This window comes from Streptomyces sp. NPDC031100 (assembly GCF_055570785.1).
The window spans coordinates 393268-410002 of record NZ_JBVIGN010000004.1 but is presented as its reverse complement, the minus strand read 5'-3'; the positions used below and the strand labels follow the sequence as shown (position 1 = coordinate 410002).

Sequence of the window (16735 nt, the reverse complement as noted above, 5' to 3'; positions counted from 1 at the left end):
CTGGGGGGCTTTGACCCAGTATTTGGCAAGCCGTCCGACGGTCAGCCACCCAAAAGAGGTGTCATTCTCCAGATCAAACACGTATCCGCTCGATGACACACCGCTTCGGCCCCTAGGATTCCCCCTATCACCTCACCGGTCTCTTTCGACAGGAACCCCATGAGCGACACTTCCCCCTACGGCTTCGAGCTTGTGCGGCGTGGGTACGACCGCGCTCAGGTGGACGAACGTATCTCCAAGCTCGTCTCCGACCGTGACAGCGCTCTTTCCCGCATCACCTCCCTGGAGAAGCGCATCGAGGAGCTGCACCTCGAGACGCAGAACGCCCAGGCCCAGATCACCGACGCCGAGCCGTCGTACGCGGGTCTCGGCGCGCGGGTCGAGAAGATCCTGCGCCTCGCCGAGGAAGAGGCGAAGGATCTGCGTGAGGAGGCCCGGCGCGCGGCCGAGCAGCACCGCGAGCTCGCCGAGTCGGCGGCCCAGCAGGTTCGCAACGACGCCGAGTCGTTCGCCGCGGAGCGCAAGGCCAAGGCGGAGGACGAGGGCGTCCGGATCGTAGAGAAGGCCAAGAGCGACGCGGCGCAGCTGCGGTCCGAGGCCCAGAAGGACGCGCAGTCCAAGCGCGAGGAGGCGGACGCCCTCTTCGAGGAGACCCGCGCCAAGGCCGCGCAGGCCGCCGCCGACTTCGAGACGAACCTCGCCAAGCGCCGCGAGCAGTCCGAGCGCGACCTGGCCTCCCGTCAGCAGAAGGCGGAGAAGCGCCTCGCCGAGATCGAGCACCGCGCCGAGCAGCTGCGTCTGGAGGCGGAGAAGCTGCGCACGGACGCCGAGCGCCGCGCCCGCCAGACGGTGGAGACGGCCCAGCGCCAGGCCGAGGACATCGTGGCCGACGCCAACGCCAAGGCCGACCGCATCCGTTCGGAATCCGAGCGCGAGCTGGCCGCTCTCACCAACCGCCGCGACAGCATCAACGCCCAGCTGACGAACGTCCGCGAGATGCTCGCCACGCTGACCGGCGCCGCGGTCGCCGCGGCCGGCTCCCCCGCCGAGGACGAGCCGATCTCCCGGGGCGTTCCGGCGCAGCAGTCCCGGTAGGTTCCGGCAGTCGTACGACGCCGTGAGGGGCGGTGGGACTCAGGTCCCGCCGCCCCTTCCGCATGTCCTAGCGCAGTCCCAGCAAGGGCGGTCTGCTCGTGCCGTCGCCGTTGACGACGACCCAGGTGTCGCCGGCGCGCAGCAGGTGGCCGCCGGTGGCGTACCGGTCCGTGCGCACCGTCGTTCCATCGTCCTCGCCGATGCGGTGGCCGTGGGCCACCTCGAGCGTCCACAGCCGGCCGTTCCCGAGCACCGCCACCCGGTCGCGGCCGGCCGGAGCCAGCGCGGCGACATCACCCAGGTCGGCGTGCCACAGGTGCCGGCCGTCGCGCAGCGCGTAGCCCGAGACGCGGTCGGGAGAGGAGGTACCCGGCTTGGCACCGGCGACGACGAGCGTGTCCCCGCTGACGGTCGCCCAGAGCGCCGGCCGCGCCGTGAAGGTGTCGTAGGTGTCCGGGAGCGGCGTGAGGTCCTCGTCGTCGCCGGTGAGCGGGATCTGCACCGGGTCGCCGTGGGGGTCGGGGTAGGCGAGGACGGCCGCGACACCGCGCTTGTCGCTCTCCTTCAGCAGGAGGGTGAAGGGGTCGGCGCAGAGCACCATGACCGTGTCGGCGGGGCTCTCGATGGGCAGGTCCAGGCTGCCGCGCTGCTTGCCGGTGGCGCTGTCCAGGGTCACCAGACGTCCGCTGCCGCCGTCCCCGGTTGTGCAGGTGACGACGACACGCGTGGTGCCGTCGCTCGCGGAGACGACGTTCGGCCCGCACGTCTCGCCGTCACGGCTCTTCTTGACCAGGTCGGCGTTCCAGCGCGGCCGGCCGTCGGCGAGGCCGTACGCCTGGACGCCCGTGTCGGTCAGCGCGAGGGCCACGCCTCCGTCGGCCGCGAGCAGGCTGTCGCTGCCGGAGGTGAACTGGGCGACGCCCTTGAGGGGCCGCTCCCACAGCTTGCGTCCGGTGCGGGTGTCGACGCCCCACACCGTGTCGCAGGGCATCTTGTAGCGCGCGAAGGCGACCAGTCCGACGCCGTCGACGACGCGCTCGCTCATGCCGCACACCGACTCACGCACGGGGGCGCGCAGCGTCCAGCGGCGGTCCCCGCCGTGGGAGTCGTAGGAGACGAGCGCGTCGTCGCGCACCCGGACGACGGTCGCGGCGTCCCGGCCCACGGTCCACACGCCCTGTGCCCGTACGGTCGTCGGTCGGTCCGGCGCGGCCTGCCAGGCGGAGTCGAGCACCGGACCGCGCATCCAGACGTACGCCTGCCAGCCGGGCCACAGCGCGAGCAGCACGCCCGTCGCGGTGAGGACGGCGGGCACGGCCATGCCAGGACGCCGCTCGGTGAACGCCTGGATCGCGCGGGCCAGGACACCGAAGCCGACGAAGGTCAGCAGGAACGCCAGAAGGAGAGTGGGCACGGTGCCCTCCGGGCAGGAGTCGCCGCCGCACTCGCCGCCGGGAATGGACGTCCACCCCAGCACATGGAACTCCACCGCGAGCCCGACCGAGGCCCCCGCCGCCACGACCGCCAGCCCCGCCCGCACCGCGCCCCACCCCGTGCGCGGTCTGCTGTCCTCAACCACTTCCGCCCCCGCCCGTGTTCTGTTTTCCGGCGCCCCCCGGCACCGCCCCGTCGATCAGGCGAGCTGGAGCATAACCCGCCGGTGGCGGCTCAGGGACTCCCTCCGACCCCTCAAGTGGCAGCCGCCCAACACCCGTCTTAGCGTGGCCGCATGATCGAGCTGGAGGGGCTGACCAAGCGGTACGGCGAGAAGCTGGCGGTCGACGGACTCACCTTCTCGGTCAGGCCCGGCATCGTCACCGGCTTTCTCGGACCCAACGGCGCCGGGAAGTCCACCACCATGCGGATGATCCTCGGTCTCGACCGGCCCACCGCCGGGGATGTCCGGATCGACGGCCGGCACTACGACCGGCTGAAGGACCCGCTGACGTACATCGGGGCCCTGCTCGACGCCAAGGCCGTGCACGGCGGGCGGAGCGCCTACAACCATCTGCTGTGCCTGGCGCAGAGCAACGGGATCCCCCGGCACCGGGTGGACGAGGTGCTCGACACCGTGGGGCTCACCGCCGTGGCCCGGAAGAAGGCCAAGGGGTTCTCGTACGGCATGGGCCAGCGGCTCGGGATCGCGGCCGCGCTGCTCGGTGATCCGCGGATCGTGATGTTCGACGAGCCGGTCAACGGGCTCGATCCCGAAGGCATCCACTGGATCCGGAACCTGATGAAGTCGCTGGCCGCACAGGGGCGGACCGTGTTCGTGTCCAGTCATCTGATGAGTGAGATGGCGCTGACCGCAGACCATCTGGTGGTCATCGGACAGGGGCGGCTGCTGGCCGACACCTCGATGGCGGACTTCGTCCGACAGAACGCGCGCAGTTACGTCCGGATCCGTACTCCGCAGCGCGAGCGGCTCATGGACGTGCTGCACGAGGCCGGCATCACCGTCGTGCAGGCGGGCGGCGGGGCGCTGGAGGTGGAGGACGGCAGGGCCGAGCGGATCGGGGAGCTGGCCGCGCGGCACGGGATCGTGCTGCACGAGCTGAGCCCGCAGCAGGCCTCACTGGAGGAGGCGTTCATGCAGCTGACGGCGGAGTCGGTGGAGTACCACGCACACGCCGGGCCCGCTCCCGTCCCGCAGGACTGGGGCGCCGGCTGGAAGGGGGCCTGAGCGATGGCGGCCGTGCAGGTGATCCGGTCCGAGTGGACCAAGATCCGGTCCGTTGCGTCCACCGTGTGGACACTCTCGCTCGCCGTCGTGGTCACGCTCGCACTCGGGATGCTCATCTCCGCGCTGTCGAGGAGTCAGTACGAGAACATGCCGTTGCGCGAGCGGCTCTCCTTCGACCCCACGGTCATCAGCTTCGCGGGCATGACCCTCGGCCAGCTCGCCATGATCGTGTTCGGTGTGCTCGTCGTCTCCAACGAGTACAGCACCGGCATGATCCGCGTCTCCCTGGCCGCCGTACCGCAGCGCGGCACGTTCCTGTTCGGCAAGATCGCCGTGGCCACCGCGCTCGCCCTGGCCGTCGGCATGGCCACCAGCTTCGCCGCCTTCTTCCTCGGGCAGGCCATGCTCGGCCCCCTCGGGACCCGGATCGACGAGCCCGGAGTGCTGCGCGCGGTGATCGGCGGCGGGCTCTACATGACCCTCATCGCGATGTTCTCCATGGGCGTCGCCACGATGCTGCGCTCGCCCATGCTCTCGCTCGGCATCCTGATGCCGTTCTTCTTCCTGATCTCCACGATCCTCGGCAACGTGGACGCCACCAAGAAGGTCGGCCGTTTCCTGCCCGACCAGGCCGGCCGCCGGATCATGCAGGTGGTGCCGAGTGCCGTCGACGACACGCCCTACGGCCCCTGGGGCGGGCTCGGGATCATGGTGCTGTGGGTGGTCGCGGCGGTCACGGGCGGCTACGTCCTGCTGAAGCGCCGGGACGCGCAGTAGCCCCTCCTGCCACGATCCGTAACGCTCTGGCTTTACTTTCTCTTGGGCGGAACCGTCAGCGCCCGGATATCCTCCTAACCCTTACGGGGGCGTGTGCCCCGCTGTCCTGAACCTTTCGATGGGTGCGGAGCATGATCGAGGCTGTAGGCCTGACGAAGCGCTACGGCGACAAGACCGCCGTGTACAACCTTTCCTTCCAGGTGCGACCGGGAGCCGTGACCGGCTTCCTCGGGCCCAACGGCTCGGGCAAGTCGACGACGATGCGAATGATCCTCGGGCTGGACAACCCGACGTCCGGCACGGTCACCATCGGCGGCTACCCGTACCGCAAGCTGCCCAACGCCCCCCGCCAGGTCGGCGCGCTGCTCGACGCCAAGGCGGTGCACGGCGGCCGGGCCGCCCGCAACCACCTGCTGAGCCTCGCCCAGCTGTCGGGCATCCCGGCCCGGCGGGTGGACGAGGTGCTCGGGGTCGTCGGCCTGCAGGAGGTGGCGAAGAAACGTTCCAAGGGCTTCTCGCTGGGCATGGGACAGCGCCTCGGCATCGCAGCCGCGCTGCTCGGCGACCCCCAGGTGCTGCTCTTCGACGAGCCGGTCAACGGCCTCGACCCCGAGGGCATCCTCTGGGTCCGCAACCTGATGAAGGCGCTCGCGGCCGAGGGCCGTACGGTCTTCGTGTCCTCGCACCTGATGAGCGAGATGGCGCTGACCGCCGACCACCTCATCGTCATCGGGCGCGGCCAACTGCTCGCCGACATGAGCGTGAAGGACTTCATTTCGGCCAACTCCGCCGACTTCGCGCGCGTCCGCACCCCCGACACCGAGCCCCAGCTGCGCGAGAAGCTGTCCTCCGCGCTCACCGAGGCGGGCGGCCATGTGCTGCCGGAGCAGGACGGCGCGCTGCGCGTGACCGGGCTGCCGCTGCCCCGCATCAGCGACCTCGCGCACGAGGCGGACGTACGGCTGTGGGAGCTGTCGCCGCACCAGGCCTCGCTGGAGGAGGCGTACATGCGCATGACGCAGGGCGCCGTCGACTACCGCTCCACCGTCGACCAGAAGGCGGGCCTCCAGCAGCCGCTGCCGCCGGGCGCCCAGCCGCCCATGCCGATCCCCGGCCAGGGCCAGCCGGGCTGGTACGCCCCGCCGCCGCCCCAGCAGGGCGGCCAGCCGTTCGCGATGCCGACGCCGCCCTCGGGGCCGTACGGCGGTGCGCCCGCGGGCGGGTATGCCGCTCCCGGCGCGGGAGCCAACCCGTACGCCGCACCGGCCGCACCGGCCCCGCAGGCCCCCCAGGGGCAGCCCCCGGTGGCCGCCTCCCCGGTCCCCACCGCCGACACGACCCAGCCCGAGGACGCCCGATGAGCACCCACCAGACCGCGATGCCGCAGGCCCCCGCCGCCGCGCCCGGCGGGGCCTACCCCGGCTACAGCTCGCCGATCCCGGTCGTGCGCACCCACCTGGGACACGCGCTGGCCTCCGAGTGGACGAAGATCAAGTCGGTGCGTTCGACGATGTGGACGCTCGGCGTCTTCATCCTGCTCGTGGTCGGCATCGGCCTGCTGGCCGGTTTCGCGGTCCGGGGCTCCGGCGACCTGTCCGGCCAGAGCCCGCTGACCCTCGGCTTCTTCGGCCTGCTGATCGGCATGATGTGCATCATCACGCTCGGCGTGCTCACCACGGCGTCCGAGTACGGCACGGGCATGATCCGTACGACGATGACCGCGTGCCCCAGCCGGGGCCGGGTGCTGGCGGCCAAGTCGATCGTGTTCTTCGTCATCGCCTTCGTGGTGACGCTGGCCACCGTGTCGTTCGTGGCGATGGTGCAGACGTCCATGCTGGAGGGCCACGGCGCGAGCAGCCCGACCGGCGGGGAGTGGCTGAAGGCCACCGTCGGCATCAGCCTCTACATCGCCCTGCTCGGGCTGCTCTCGCTGCTCGTCGGCTCGATCATCCGGCACTCGGCGGGCGCCATCACGATCATGATCGGCGCGGTGCTCGCCCCGCTCGTGATCGCGCTGTTCATGAACGCCTCGTCGCTGGAGAAGGTGCAGAAGGCGCTGCTCGAGTACTCGATCCCGAGCCAGATGGGCGTCTTCTACGACAACACCCTGAGCCAGTCCGGCCCGACGGGCTGGGACCCGCTGTGGATCATGCTGGGCGTGACGGCGGCCGCGTACGCCGGCGCCTACGCGCTGCTGCAGAGCCGGGACGTGTAAACCGGGCGGCTCAGAACTTCGGCGCGTTGCGGGACCGCTGCACCCGGGTGGTGCGGCGGTCCTTCGCGTTCCAGCACGCCTTGTGCCAGTGGCGGCGGTCGTCGACGCCCGCGTGCTCCGGCCAGGCCACCACGTGCGGGACGCCGGAGGGGATCAGCTGGTCGCAGCCGGGGCAGCGGTAGGTCTTGCCCTCGGCGCTCGCCCCGGCGACATGGCGCACGCTCCACTCCTCGCCCTGCCAGCTCTCGGTGGACTGCCAGCCGCCGTACCGGCCGGTCCGGTCGTCCTCGGCGCTCCGGCCGGACGACTCGGCTGCCTTCGGTCGGTTGCGACGCGGGGACACGGGACACCTCTCGGGGCTATACAGGAAGCACGGGCTGGATCCAGCGTACGCGGCCCCCGACGGGGTACGCGAAGCGCACCAACCCGCACAAGTCCCCCTCCAGGGCGGCCCATTCTGCAGACAATCCGCAAATCTCCCCGCCAGGCCGTGTCCTCGGCACGTGTCAGACGGTTATGCCGGGTGGGGGAGCTCCGGTCGGAGCCAAGGAAGCAGGAAAGCGATGCGCGTAGGAAGTTTTGTGCTGGCGGCCCAGTTCCCGGGCCAGGGCCCGGGGGAGGCCCTGTACCGGGCGGTCCGCTCGGCAGAAGTCACCGAGGAGGCCGGGCTGGACGCCGTATGGCTGGCCGAGCACCACTTCGTGCCGTACGGCACATGCCCGTCCGCCATCACCCTGGCCGCCTTACTGCTCGGCCGCACCGAGCGTATCCGGGTCGGCACGGCGGTCAGCGTACTGCCCACCGCCCACCCGGTCGCCCTCGGCGAACAGGCCGCGCTGCTGCACCTGACGAGCGGCGGTCGGTTCACGCTGGGCGTGGGGCGCGGCGGACCGTGGGTGGACCTGGAGGTGTTCGGCTCGGGCCTGGAGGCGTACGAGCACGGGTTCCCGGAATCACTCGATCTGCTGGTGCGCTGGCTGCGCGAACCGTCGGTATCGGCTTCGGGGGAACGGTTCTCCTTCCGTGAAGTCCCCGTCGTCCCCCGCCCGTCGGAGGCGCTGACGGAGATGCCCGGACCCGAGGTCGTCGTCGCCTGCACCTCGTCGGCGAGCGTACGGCTGGCCGCCGAGCGCGGGCTGCCGATGCTGCTCGGCATGCACGTCGGGGACGAGGAGAAGGCCGAGATGGTCGCCCTGTGGCGGCAGTTCGCGCGGGCCGCGGGCCGGCCGGCCGAGGAGATCGCCGACGCGGCCCATGTCTCGGCCGGTGTCTGCCAGATCGCCGACCGGCGCACGGACGCGGCGGAGACGCTGCTGAAGGCGATGCCGGGATGGCTCAAACAGGGCCTTGAGGCGCATGTGACGGTCGACGGCCGGGCGCGCTCGATGCGTGATCCGCTCGCCTACACCGAACTGCTCTGCGGGCTGCACCCGGTGGGCACCCCGCGGCTCGCCGCCGACCGGCTCGCGGCCACCTCGGAGCGCACCGGCATCTCCCGGTTCGCCCTGCTCGTCGAGGGCTCGGGCGACCTCGCGGCGACGGAGGAGAACCTACGGCGGCTGGGCTCCGAGGTGCTGCCGCAGCTGCGCTGACCGGCCGCAGACTCCCTTGCGCCACGGGTGGCTTGCCGCCCCAGGAGGTATGCACCTCCCACAGGTGGAGCGGCAAGCAAGCGGCTCACTGCGCCGGCGGCCCGGCAACTGCCCCGTCAGCAGTCCCGAAGCTCCGGCGACTGGTTCAGCAACTGACTGCGCACCGAGGTGAAGCGGGCCAGCGTCTCGTCCACCGAGGCGTCCAGTGGGAACACCGCCACCCGGTGGCAGTTCTGGAAGGCCAACCGCACTCCGAAGTGCCGCTGCAGCGCGCCGCGGATGGCGTCACTCGCGAGCGCACGCAGCAGCTGACCGCGTGCCTGCTCGTCCGGCGGGGGCGTCTGGTTGTCGGCGAATGCTCCGCCGTCCACCTTCAGCTGGGCCACCAGGGAGCTGATCATCTCCCACGCATAGGGCAGGGAGGTCCGGACGCAGTCGACGAATGCTGCTTCGTCGACCTCGCCTCGCTCGGCCTGTTCGAGTAGGGCCGGTGAGACGTCGAGCGACATGGGTTCTCCTCTCGCACCCCCGATGAGCAGGGGTTGCCGGACAGGTAACGGAGTTCGCGATATCGAACACGCTCAGTACACAGTTCGCGACCTCCCGTTCACTACGGTAGGCAACGGACGGTGACGGCACCAGCAGAATGGGTATATGGGACAGTCCCTTTAGGCGCACAATCGGCCAGGGATGAACAAGAGTTATCAGGGATGAAAGGGATGCCCGGGTGAGCCGCTGCGACCGGTGGGAAGGGGCGGACAGAGGGCGAATCGCGTGCACCGGTGTGTGTCGAGTAGCGTTGCCGACCATGCGTCTCGTCATTGCCCGATGCTCGGTCGACTACGCCGGCCGGCTCACCGCCCACCTGCCCTCGGCGCCCCGCCTGATCCTGGTCAAGGCGGACGGCAGCGTCTCCATCCACGCGGACGACCGGGCCTACAAGCCCCTCAACTGGATGTCGCCGCCCTGCACGCTGAAGGAGGGCGCGGGCGAGGACGAGGGGGTGTGGACCGTCGTCAACAAAGCGGGCGAGAAACTGATCATCACAATGGAGGAAATCCTCCACGACTCCTCGCACGAACTAGGCGTGGACCCCGGTCTGATCAAGGACGGCGTGGAGGCGCACCTGCAGGAGCTGCTCGCCGACCGCATCGAGACGCTGGGCGACGGCTACAGCCTCATCCGCCGCGAGTACATGACCGCGATCGGCCCCGTGGACATCCTGTGCCGGGACGCGGACGGGCAGACGGTCGCGGTGGAGATCAAGCGCCGCGGCGAGATCGACGGCGTGGAACAGCTCACGCGCTACCTGGAGCTGCTGAACCGCGACCCGCATCTCGCCCCGGTCCGCGGCGTCTTCGCCGCCCAGGAGATCAAGCCCCAGGCCCGCGTCCTCGCCACGGACCGCGGCATCAACTGCCAGATCCTGGACTACGACGCCCTGCGCGGCATCGAGGACGACAAGCTGCGGCTGTTCTGAACAGCTTCCCCGTACGAGCGTGAGGGCCGGCCCAGGAAAGGACCGGCCCTCGTGCTGTGTGCGGGAACGTCAGATCACGGAACCCGAGCTGCTCGACGACGGGCCGCCGGCCGAGTTGGTGGTCGACGGGGAAGTGGTCGAGGAGGTCGCCGAGGGCGACGTCGAGGGCGAGGTCGAGGGCGACCGCGAGGGAGACGGGGAACTCGACGGGCTCGACTTGCTCGGTGACGGTGATCCGCCCGGCCTCGTCGTCTGCGACCTGGACGGTGTGGGAGTCGTACCCCCGCCGCCCGTGCCCTTCGTGCCGGACGCACTCGGCGAGGGCGCCGTCGGCGGCGGTGTCGGGTCGTCCGAGGTGCCGGAACTGCCGTCCGGACCGGGGTCGGTCGGAGAGCCGGAGGGCCTCCCGGTGGGGCCGGCGGCGCCGTCGTCCTGCTTGGGGTCCGCGCCCAGGCTGCCGTCGTCGAGGCCCTGGCTCGCGGACGGGTTGACGTCCACGTTGCCGGCCGGGTTCCGGTTCGCGTTCTCGTTGGACGTCATGCCGAGGGTGACGACCGTGCCGAGTACGGCGGCGAGCAGGGCACCGGAGCCGACCGCCACCAGGTTGCGGCGGGCCAGGCGGCGGATGCCGCCCAAGGACTTGGCGGCCGGCAGCTCATGGGTGACCAGGACCTCGCCGGACGACCCGTAGGGCGGGTAGGCCGGGGGTGTGCCGCCGGGCGGCGAGGCGGACTCCTCCTGGCGTGCGTCCGGCACCTCCTCGCCCGCCATCGCCGCCGCCCCGGGCAGCTCGCCCGAGCGGTCGGCGACCAGCGCCAGCGCGCGGCGTCCGGCCACGGTGCCCCGCTTGTCGGCGAGGGCGCCGCGCAGACCGGCGGAGGCCTCCAGCTCGGCGCGGGCCCGGTCGAGCTGTCCGCCGCAGAGCGCAAGGATGCCCAACTCATGGTGGAAATAGGCCTGTTCGGAGACCTCGCCGGACAGCCGGGAGGCCTCGGCGCCGGCGCGCAGCGCGCGTTCCCAGGCGCTCCAGTGCAGTCCGGCGGCGAAGGCGGGCGCAGCCGTACGGGCGAGCCGTACCGCGACGCTCTCCTCGCCCTCCACGGGAGGCAGGGTGGACGGCACCACGACCGCGAGCGCGGCGAGGGCCGCGTCGGCCTCGGCACACACCCGCTCGGGCGTGACCGAGGGGTGCCCGGCCCACCAGGCGTAGTGCTCGGCGGCGGTGAGGGCCTGCGCGGGGGCGTCGGCTGCGTAGCCGGCGGCCTCCAGCTGGGTCTGCACGCCGGCCGCGAGGCGGTAGCGGGAGCCGACCGGGGAGACCAGGCCACAGCCCGCGAGTTCGCCGAGGGCCGCGTCCGCGTGGGTGTCGCCGACCAGCGCGGGCAGGTGCGCCTGGTGCGGCAGTTCGCCGCCGAGGGCGACGGCGAAACGGAGGGTGGCACGGGCGGAGGCGCTGAGCCGGGAGGCGAGCAGCGGGGCGGGCGCGGCGGCCTCGCCGAGGGAGGGCAGCGGGACGTCCTCCGCCTCCGCCGTCTCCACGGGTGCCTCGGCGGGGTGGCGTACGTCCTCGAAGACGCCGTACTCGTCCACCGCGCCGGCGCTGGCGCGCAGCTCGTCGCGCTGCCGGAGCAGGGCGCCGGCCTGGACGAAGCGCAGCGGCAGGCCCTCGGACTCGAACCACAGGTCGCCGGCCCAGTTGGACTCCTCCTCGGTGAGGACCCGGCCGACGGCCAGCTCCAGGATCTCCACGCCGGCCGCGCGGTCCAGGCCGGCGAGGAAGACCTCCTCGACCTCGGAGTCGGCGGCGGGCGCGGGGACGTCCGGGGTCGCGCCGAGCAGGAAGGCGCACTCGGGGGTGGCGTCGAGCAGCTCGTCGAGGGCGGCGCCACCGAACTCCAGGTCGTCCACGACGACGACCGCGCCGATCTCGCGGACGAGGGCGCGCAGGTGCTCCTGCTCGGGCCGGTACCGGGGGGCGTCGTAGACGGCGTGGAAGAGGTCGTGCAGGAGGTCGGTGGCCGTGCGGTGGAAGCCGGTGAGCCGGACCACGCCGTCGGGGGCGAGATCGGAGCAGTCCTCGGCGACCAGGTCGAGCAGGGCGGTGCGGCCGGAGCCGCCAGGGCCGGTGAGGCGCACGGAGCGGCCGCGGGCGAGGAGGCGGACCAGGCGTTCGCGTTCGTCCTGGCGCTCGAGGAGGGCGGGCGTGGGCTGCGCCGGGCCCGGCGGTACGGGCGGCCGGGCGGCGCGCTCGGTCTCGGCGCGCTCGGCGGCGGTGCGCTTGCGCGGCCGCTCCGGCCGCTCGAGCGGCGGGCAGGGCTCTATCTCGCTGCCGTCGACGGGGTTGACGGTCAGCAGGAAGTCGCCGGAGACGAGCTGCGCCGTCCGCGCGAGCGCGGGCGTGCTCTGGCCGAAGTCGGAGGTGAGGGATTCCCGGGGCGGTCGGCGGCTCGGAGCCTGGCCGTGCTCCCCGGGTCCCGGAGTCGTCGGGTCCATAGGTTCAAGCCCCCAAAAGCGTCGTGTGCCCTGGCAAATACCGGCCCCTCCCGGCCTGCTGCACGCCGCGCTGTCGCTTCTGGTCCGGGCCCGCTCGAGGGTGGCTGAGGCAGCGGGCGACCGAACCCTAAACCTTCGCACAGTATCTACGACAGAGCGGGGGTCCGTGCGGTCCGAGACATCACAGTCCGGTGAGGATTGCCCTCGACGTACGGTTCGGCGGCTGCGTCCGGGTCTCCCCCGTCGCCCGGTTCACACCCGATCGGGGTGTTGCGTTCCGGGCGGGGCACCGGCTGGGCGCATCACACCCGGGGCAGCGACTCCACGCCGATGCCCCCCTCGATGGCGAGGATGCGGTGCAGCCGGGTGGCCACCAGCAGGCGCTGCATCTGCGGCGGGACGTCGCGCAGCACCAGACGGCGACCGCAGCGGCCGGCCCGCCGGTGGGCACCCATGATCACCCCGAGGCCGGTGGCGTCCCAGGAGTCCAGCTCGGACAGGTCGAGCACCAGGTCGCCGACTCCGGTGTCGACGGCCGAGTGCAGGGCCGTACGGGCGTCCGCCGCGCTGCGGACGTCGAGGCGGCCCCCGACGACCAGCTCGGCGTGGTCGCCCCTGATGTACATATGCGCTCCCCGTTGAGTGCGGTCTGGCGTACTCCGTGACGGTGCTGGTGCTGTGCAACGTCTGACTGCCTGGGTGGCAGACCGGTTGCTGTTTGTAAGCGAACCGATACCGAATTCACCCCCGGGAGTGATGCTCCCGGGGAGTGTGTCCGGTCTTGGACGGATCAGTACTTGTAGAAGCCCTGCCCGCTCTTGCGGCCGATGTCACCGGCATCCACCATCCGGCGCATCAGCTCCGGCGGGGCGAACTTCTCGTCCTGGGACTCGGTGTAGATGTTGCTGGTGGCGTGCAGCAGGATGTCCACGCCGGTCAGGTCCGCGGTGGCCAGCGGGCCCATGGCGTGGCCGAAGCCCAGCTTGCAGGCGAGGTCGATGTCCTCGGCGGTCGCGACGCCGGACTCGTAGAGCTTGGTCGCCTCGACGACGAGGGCGGAGATGAGCCGGGTGGTGACGAACCCGGCGACGTCCCGGTTGACGACGATGCAGGTCTTGCCGACCGACTCGGCGAACTGCCGTGCGGTGGCGAGGGTTTCGTCGCTGGTCTTGTAGCCGCGGACGAGCTCGACGAGCTGCATCATCGGCACCGGCGAGAAGAAGTGCACGCCGACGACCCGCTCGGGGCGCTCGGTGGCCGCCGCGATCTTGGTGATCGGGATGGCGGAGGTGTTGGAGGCGAGCACGGTGTCCTCGCGCACGAGCTTGTCGAGCGCGCGGAAGATCTCGTGCTTGACCTCCAGCTTCTCGAAGACGGCCTCCACGACGATGTCGGCGTCGGCTGCGGCGTCCAGGTCGGTGGTCGCGGTGATGCGGGCGAGGGCGGCATCGGCGTCGTGCGCCTCCAGCTTGCCCTTGGCGACGAACTTGTCGTACGAGGCCTTGATGCCGTCGGTGCCACGCCTGAGTGCCTCATCCGTGACGTCACGCAGGACGACGTCCCAGCCCGCCTGCGCGGCGACCTGGGCGATACCGGACCCCATGAGTCCGGCCCCGATGACGGCGAGCTTCCCTGCCACTCCGACTCCCTGAACGCTGTTGACGTCTGCCTCTTCGGCGGACCATAGCGCTCGTGAGAGGCTGTGTGAGGGGTTAGTAATGCGTGTCACGTCTCAACGCGTGAGACGCCCGTCACGTCTCAATTGACGGACTTGGCGATCCTCCCGCCGACCGAGGCCGGAGGGATTGCGACCTCGCGGCCGCAGTGCTAATTCCTTGCGGGTTCGCACTGGTTGGCGCTTCACGGACCGGCCTACGCCGAGGTCTCCACGCCCTGTGACCCGCGTGCCCGCGGGCCAGAGTGTTCTTCGCGCCTACGGTGTCCGCGTGTAGCAGCCGCCACCACAGCAGGCCTTGACCCAGGGTGTGATGCAGGGCCCGCTGAGCCGGCGCGCCATCAACCACGCGCCGGCCAACGAAGTATGGGAGGAGTCCGCAACGCCGTACCGGCAGGCGGTCGCCATGCTCTCCCCTGTGGGCCTCAGGAGGCGCTACGGACGGCGTAGTTGAGGACCTTTTCGCTCAGCAGGTCCTCGATGTCATCGAGGAGAACGAGCACCTCTCGTGATACTTCGCGCGGTTCGCGCCCCTTGACCATCTCGCGTGAGATGACCGCCATGACCGTACTGTGCACCCAGCCGATCTGACCCGCCATCAGGGTGGGCAGTTCGTCGCCGTCGGCCGCGCCGGTCTCTTCGCGCAGCGCCTGCTCCAGGTTGGCCTGGACCTCCTGGGCGATGGCCCACAGCCGGGAGCGCAGCGCGGGGGTCTCCTCGATGACCCGCATGAAGCTCGCGTACCCGGGGATCAGGCCGACCCGGGGCGAGACCGCCTCGACCTCCTCGCGCAGCTCGCGCAGGACCGCGCCGACCGCGGACTCGCCGGCGGGGCGGCCCCGCACCCAGCGGGCGAGCCGGTCGACCATGCCCGCGGAGCGGTCGAAGAAGAGGTCCTCCTTCGCGGGGAAGTAGTTGTAGACGGTGTTGACGGAGACGTTCGCGGCCTCGGCGATCTCCGCGACCGTCACGGCGTCGAAGCCGCGCTCCAGGAACAGCCCGGTGGCGACATCCGAGATGTACTGCCTGGTCTGCCGTTTCTTCCGTTCCCTGAGTCCCTCAGCCATGCCCGCATCCTAACTTCGCTGGACCCACTGAAAACTTGGTGTCATTGCAAAATTTCAGGGACTCTGTTTTTCTGTGGACATGGCAGCAGTCATCAGCGCGGCCGGACTGGCCCGCACCTTCCAGACGAAAACCGGCCCCGTGGAGGCCGTGCGATGCGTCGACCTCACCGTCCGCGAAGGCGAGATCCTCGGCTTCCTCGGTCCCAACGGCGCCGGCAAGACGACCACCCTGCGCATGCTCACCACCCTGCTGAAGCCCACCGGCGGCGCGGCCACCGTCGCCGGGTGCGACCTGGCGACCAACCCGGCCGGGGTACGCCGGGCGTCCGGCTATGTCGCCCAGTCCGGCGGGGTGGACCCGCAGATCACCGTCCGGGAGGAGCTGGTCACCCAGGCCCGGATGTACCGCCTGTCGAAGGCCGAGGCCGTCGAGCGCACCGCGGAACTCGCCCGGGAGCTGGACCTCACCGGACTGCTCGACCGGAAGACGGGCGCCCTCTCCGGCGGACAGCGGCGCCGCCTCGACATCGCGATGGCGCTCACCCACCGCCCGAAGGTGCTGTTCCTGGACGAGCCGACGACCGGACTGGACCCGGGCAGCAGGGCCGACCTGTGGGACCTGGTCCGCCGGCTGCGCGACGAGCACGGCACCACGGTGTTCCTGACCACCCACTACCTGGACGAGGCCGACGCCCTCGCCGACCGGCTGGTCGTCGTCGACCGGGGCGTCGTCGTGGCCGACGGCACTCCGAGCGCGCTCAAGCTGGCCCACGGCGGCTCGATCGACGCCACCCTCCAGGACACCTTCCTCGCCATCACCGGCCGCGGGCCCTCACCGGCCGACACCGCCCCCGTCGCCGTATAGGACCGCTCACCTCGGACCGCTCACGGAATCAGAGAGATGCTTCTTCACGACACCGGCCTCGTCTACGGCCGTTACCTGCGCCAGTCCCTGCGCTCCCGCTTCGCGCTGCTCTTCGGCGTGCTGACCCCGCTCCTCTATCTCCTGTTCTTCGGCCCGCTCCTCACCGACCTGCCGCTCGGCGGGAAGGGCAGCTCCTGGCAGGTCCTCGTGCCGGGGCTGCTGCTCCAACTCGGCTTGTTCGGGGCGCTGTTCGCGGGCTTCACGATCATCATGGAGAACGCCCAGGGAGTGGTGGAGCGGATGCGTGTGACGCCCGTCAGCCGGCTCGCCCTGCTCCTGGGCCGGGTGCTGCGGGACGCCACGGTCTTCGTCTTCCAGGCGGTGCTGCTGGTGCTCGCCGCGGTGGTGATGGGCCTGCGCGCACCTCTGCCGGGCGTCCTCATCGGCTTCGTGTTCGTCGCCCTGCTCACACTCTCGCTGGCCTCGCTTTCGTACGCGCTGGGCATGCGGGTCCGCACCCCGCAGGAGTTCGGTCCGCTGATCAACGCGCTGTCGATGCCGTCGATGCTGCTGTCCGGCCTGATGCTCCCGATGACGCTCGCGCCCACCTGGCTGGACGTGCTCTCGCACTTCGTCCCGTTCCGCTATCTGGTGGACGCGGTGCGCGACGCGTACGTCGGCCAGTACACGAGCGCGCACATGCTGTACGGCGTGCTCGTCGCGGTCGGCTTCGCGGGACTCGCCGTGACAGTGGGCACACGCGTGTTCCGGACGGCCGGAGCGTAACTACGCT

General features: G+C 71.1%; 16 protein-coding genes. 9 read left to right on the top strand and 7 right to left on the bottom strand.

Annotation, left to right across the window (positions count from 1 at the left end; genetic code table 11):
* The first annotated feature begins 159 nt into the window (after positions 1 to 159).
* A complete protein-coding gene (locus ACZ5DS_RS13770; RefSeq protein WP_468237281.1) occupies positions 160 to 1095 on the top strand; it encodes a cellulose-binding protein in 936 nt (311 codons plus the stop codon).
* A gap of 67 nt (positions 1096 to 1162) precedes the next feature.
* Here ACZ5DS_RS13770 and ACZ5DS_RS13765 read toward each other — a convergent pair whose 3' ends face one another.
* On the bottom strand, positions 1163 to 2674 hold the full coding sequence (locus ACZ5DS_RS13765) for an outer membrane protein assembly factor BamB family protein (protein WP_468237279.1): 1512 nt from the start codon (positions 2672 to 2674) through the stop codon (positions 1163 to 1165).
* A gap of 150 nt (positions 2675 to 2824) precedes the next feature.
* Between ACZ5DS_RS13765 and ACZ5DS_RS13760 the strand changes: the two genes are divergently transcribed.
* The 4 genes from ACZ5DS_RS13760 to ACZ5DS_RS13745 all read left to right on the top strand — a co-directional run bounded on the left by ACZ5DS_RS13760 (position 2825) and on the right by ACZ5DS_RS13745 (position 6770).
* Positions 2825 to 3778 (top strand): ABC transporter ATP-binding protein, encoded by a 954-nt coding sequence (locus tag ACZ5DS_RS13760; protein WP_468237277.1) that lies wholly within the window; start codon positions 2825 to 2827, stop codon positions 3776 to 3778.
* Positions 3779 to 3781: 3 nt separating this feature from the next.
* Positions 3782 to 4555 carry an ABC transporter permease gene (locus tag ACZ5DS_RS13755; RefSeq protein WP_468237275.1) on the top strand — a complete coding sequence of 258 codons (774 nt, stop codon included), beginning with the start codon at positions 3782 to 3784 and terminating at the stop codon, positions 4553 to 4555.
* 131 nt (positions 4556 to 4686) lie between these two features.
* Positions 4687 to 5916 carry an ABC transporter ATP-binding protein gene (locus ACZ5DS_RS13750; protein WP_468237273.1) on the top strand — a complete coding sequence of 410 codons (1230 nt, stop codon included), beginning with the start codon at positions 4687 to 4689 and terminating at the stop codon, positions 5914 to 5916.
* Positions 5913 to 6770, top strand: coding sequence for an ABC transporter permease (locus ACZ5DS_RS13745; RefSeq protein ID WP_468237271.1), 858 nt, complete (start codon positions 5913 to 5915; stop codon positions 6768 to 6770). The genes ACZ5DS_RS13750 and ACZ5DS_RS13745 overlap by 4 nt, the downstream gene beginning before the upstream one ends.
* Positions 6771 to 6780: 10 nt before the next feature.
* Here the strand turns inward: ACZ5DS_RS13745 and ACZ5DS_RS13740 are convergent, their stop codons facing one another.
* Positions 6781 to 7113, bottom strand: coding sequence for an ATP/GTP-binding protein (locus tag ACZ5DS_RS13740; protein WP_468237268.1), 333 nt, complete (start codon positions 7111 to 7113; stop codon positions 6781 to 6783).
* A 220-nt stretch (positions 7114 to 7333) separates the two neighbouring features.
* Here ACZ5DS_RS13740 and ACZ5DS_RS13735 point away from each other — a divergent pair, with 220 nt between their 5' ends.
* Positions 7334 to 8362: an LLM class flavin-dependent oxidoreductase gene (locus ACZ5DS_RS13735; protein ID WP_468237266.1), complete on the top strand. Its 1029-nt coding sequence runs from the start codon at positions 7334 to 7336 to the stop codon at positions 8360 to 8362.
* A 116-nt stretch (positions 8363 to 8478) separates the two neighbouring features.
* Here the strand turns inward: ACZ5DS_RS13735 and ACZ5DS_RS13730 are convergent, their stop codons facing one another.
* Positions 8479 to 8871: an SCO5389 family protein gene (locus ACZ5DS_RS13730; RefSeq protein ID WP_190188623.1), complete on the bottom strand. Its 393-nt coding sequence runs from the start codon at positions 8869 to 8871 to the stop codon at positions 8479 to 8481.
* Positions 8872 to 9170: 299 nt separating this feature from the next.
* On the opposite strand from ACZ5DS_RS13730, the gene nucS reads away from it, so the two are divergent.
* A complete protein-coding gene (gene nucS, locus ACZ5DS_RS13725; protein ID WP_468237264.1) occupies positions 9171 to 9842 on the top strand; it encodes an endonuclease NucS in 672 nt (223 codons plus the stop codon).
* A 69-nt stretch (positions 9843 to 9911) separates the two neighbouring features.
* On the opposite strand, the gene ACZ5DS_RS13720 is transcribed toward nucS, so the two are convergent.
* From ACZ5DS_RS13720 to ACZ5DS_RS13705, 4 genes are all read right to left on the bottom strand, one after another.
* Positions 9912 to 12335 carry an ATP-binding protein gene (locus tag ACZ5DS_RS13720; RefSeq protein WP_468237262.1) on the bottom strand — a complete coding sequence of 808 codons (2424 nt, stop codon included), beginning with the start codon at positions 12333 to 12335 and terminating at the stop codon, positions 9912 to 9914.
* A gap of 302 nt (positions 12336 to 12637) precedes the next feature.
* On the bottom strand, positions 12638 to 12961 hold the full coding sequence (locus ACZ5DS_RS13715; RefSeq protein WP_365700581.1) for an STAS domain-containing protein: 324 nt from the start codon (positions 12959 to 12961) through the stop codon (positions 12638 to 12640).
* A gap of 164 nt (positions 12962 to 13125) precedes the next feature.
* On the bottom strand, positions 13126 to 13974 hold the full coding sequence (locus tag ACZ5DS_RS13710; RefSeq protein WP_468237259.1) for a 3-hydroxyacyl-CoA dehydrogenase family protein: 849 nt from the start codon (positions 13972 to 13974) through the stop codon (positions 13126 to 13128).
* Between the two features lie 461 nt (positions 13975 to 14435).
* A complete protein-coding gene (locus ACZ5DS_RS13705) occupies positions 14436 to 15077 on the bottom strand; it encodes a TetR/AcrR family transcriptional regulator (RefSeq protein ID WP_468237257.1) in 642 nt (213 codons plus the stop codon).
* Between the two features lie 79 nt (positions 15078 to 15156).
* Between ACZ5DS_RS13705 and ACZ5DS_RS13700 the strand changes: the two genes are divergently transcribed.
* Together ACZ5DS_RS13700 and ACZ5DS_RS13695 are read left to right on the top strand one after the other, a co-directional pair.
* Positions 15157 to 15942: an ABC transporter ATP-binding protein gene (locus ACZ5DS_RS13700; protein WP_468237255.1), complete on the top strand. Its 786-nt coding sequence runs from the start codon at positions 15157 to 15159 to the stop codon at positions 15940 to 15942.
* A 36-nt stretch (positions 15943 to 15978) separates the two neighbouring features.
* A complete protein-coding gene (locus ACZ5DS_RS13695; protein ID WP_468237253.1) occupies positions 15979 to 16728 on the top strand; it encodes an ABC transporter permease in 750 nt (249 codons plus the stop codon).
* Positions 16729 to 16735: the final 7 nt, after the last annotated feature.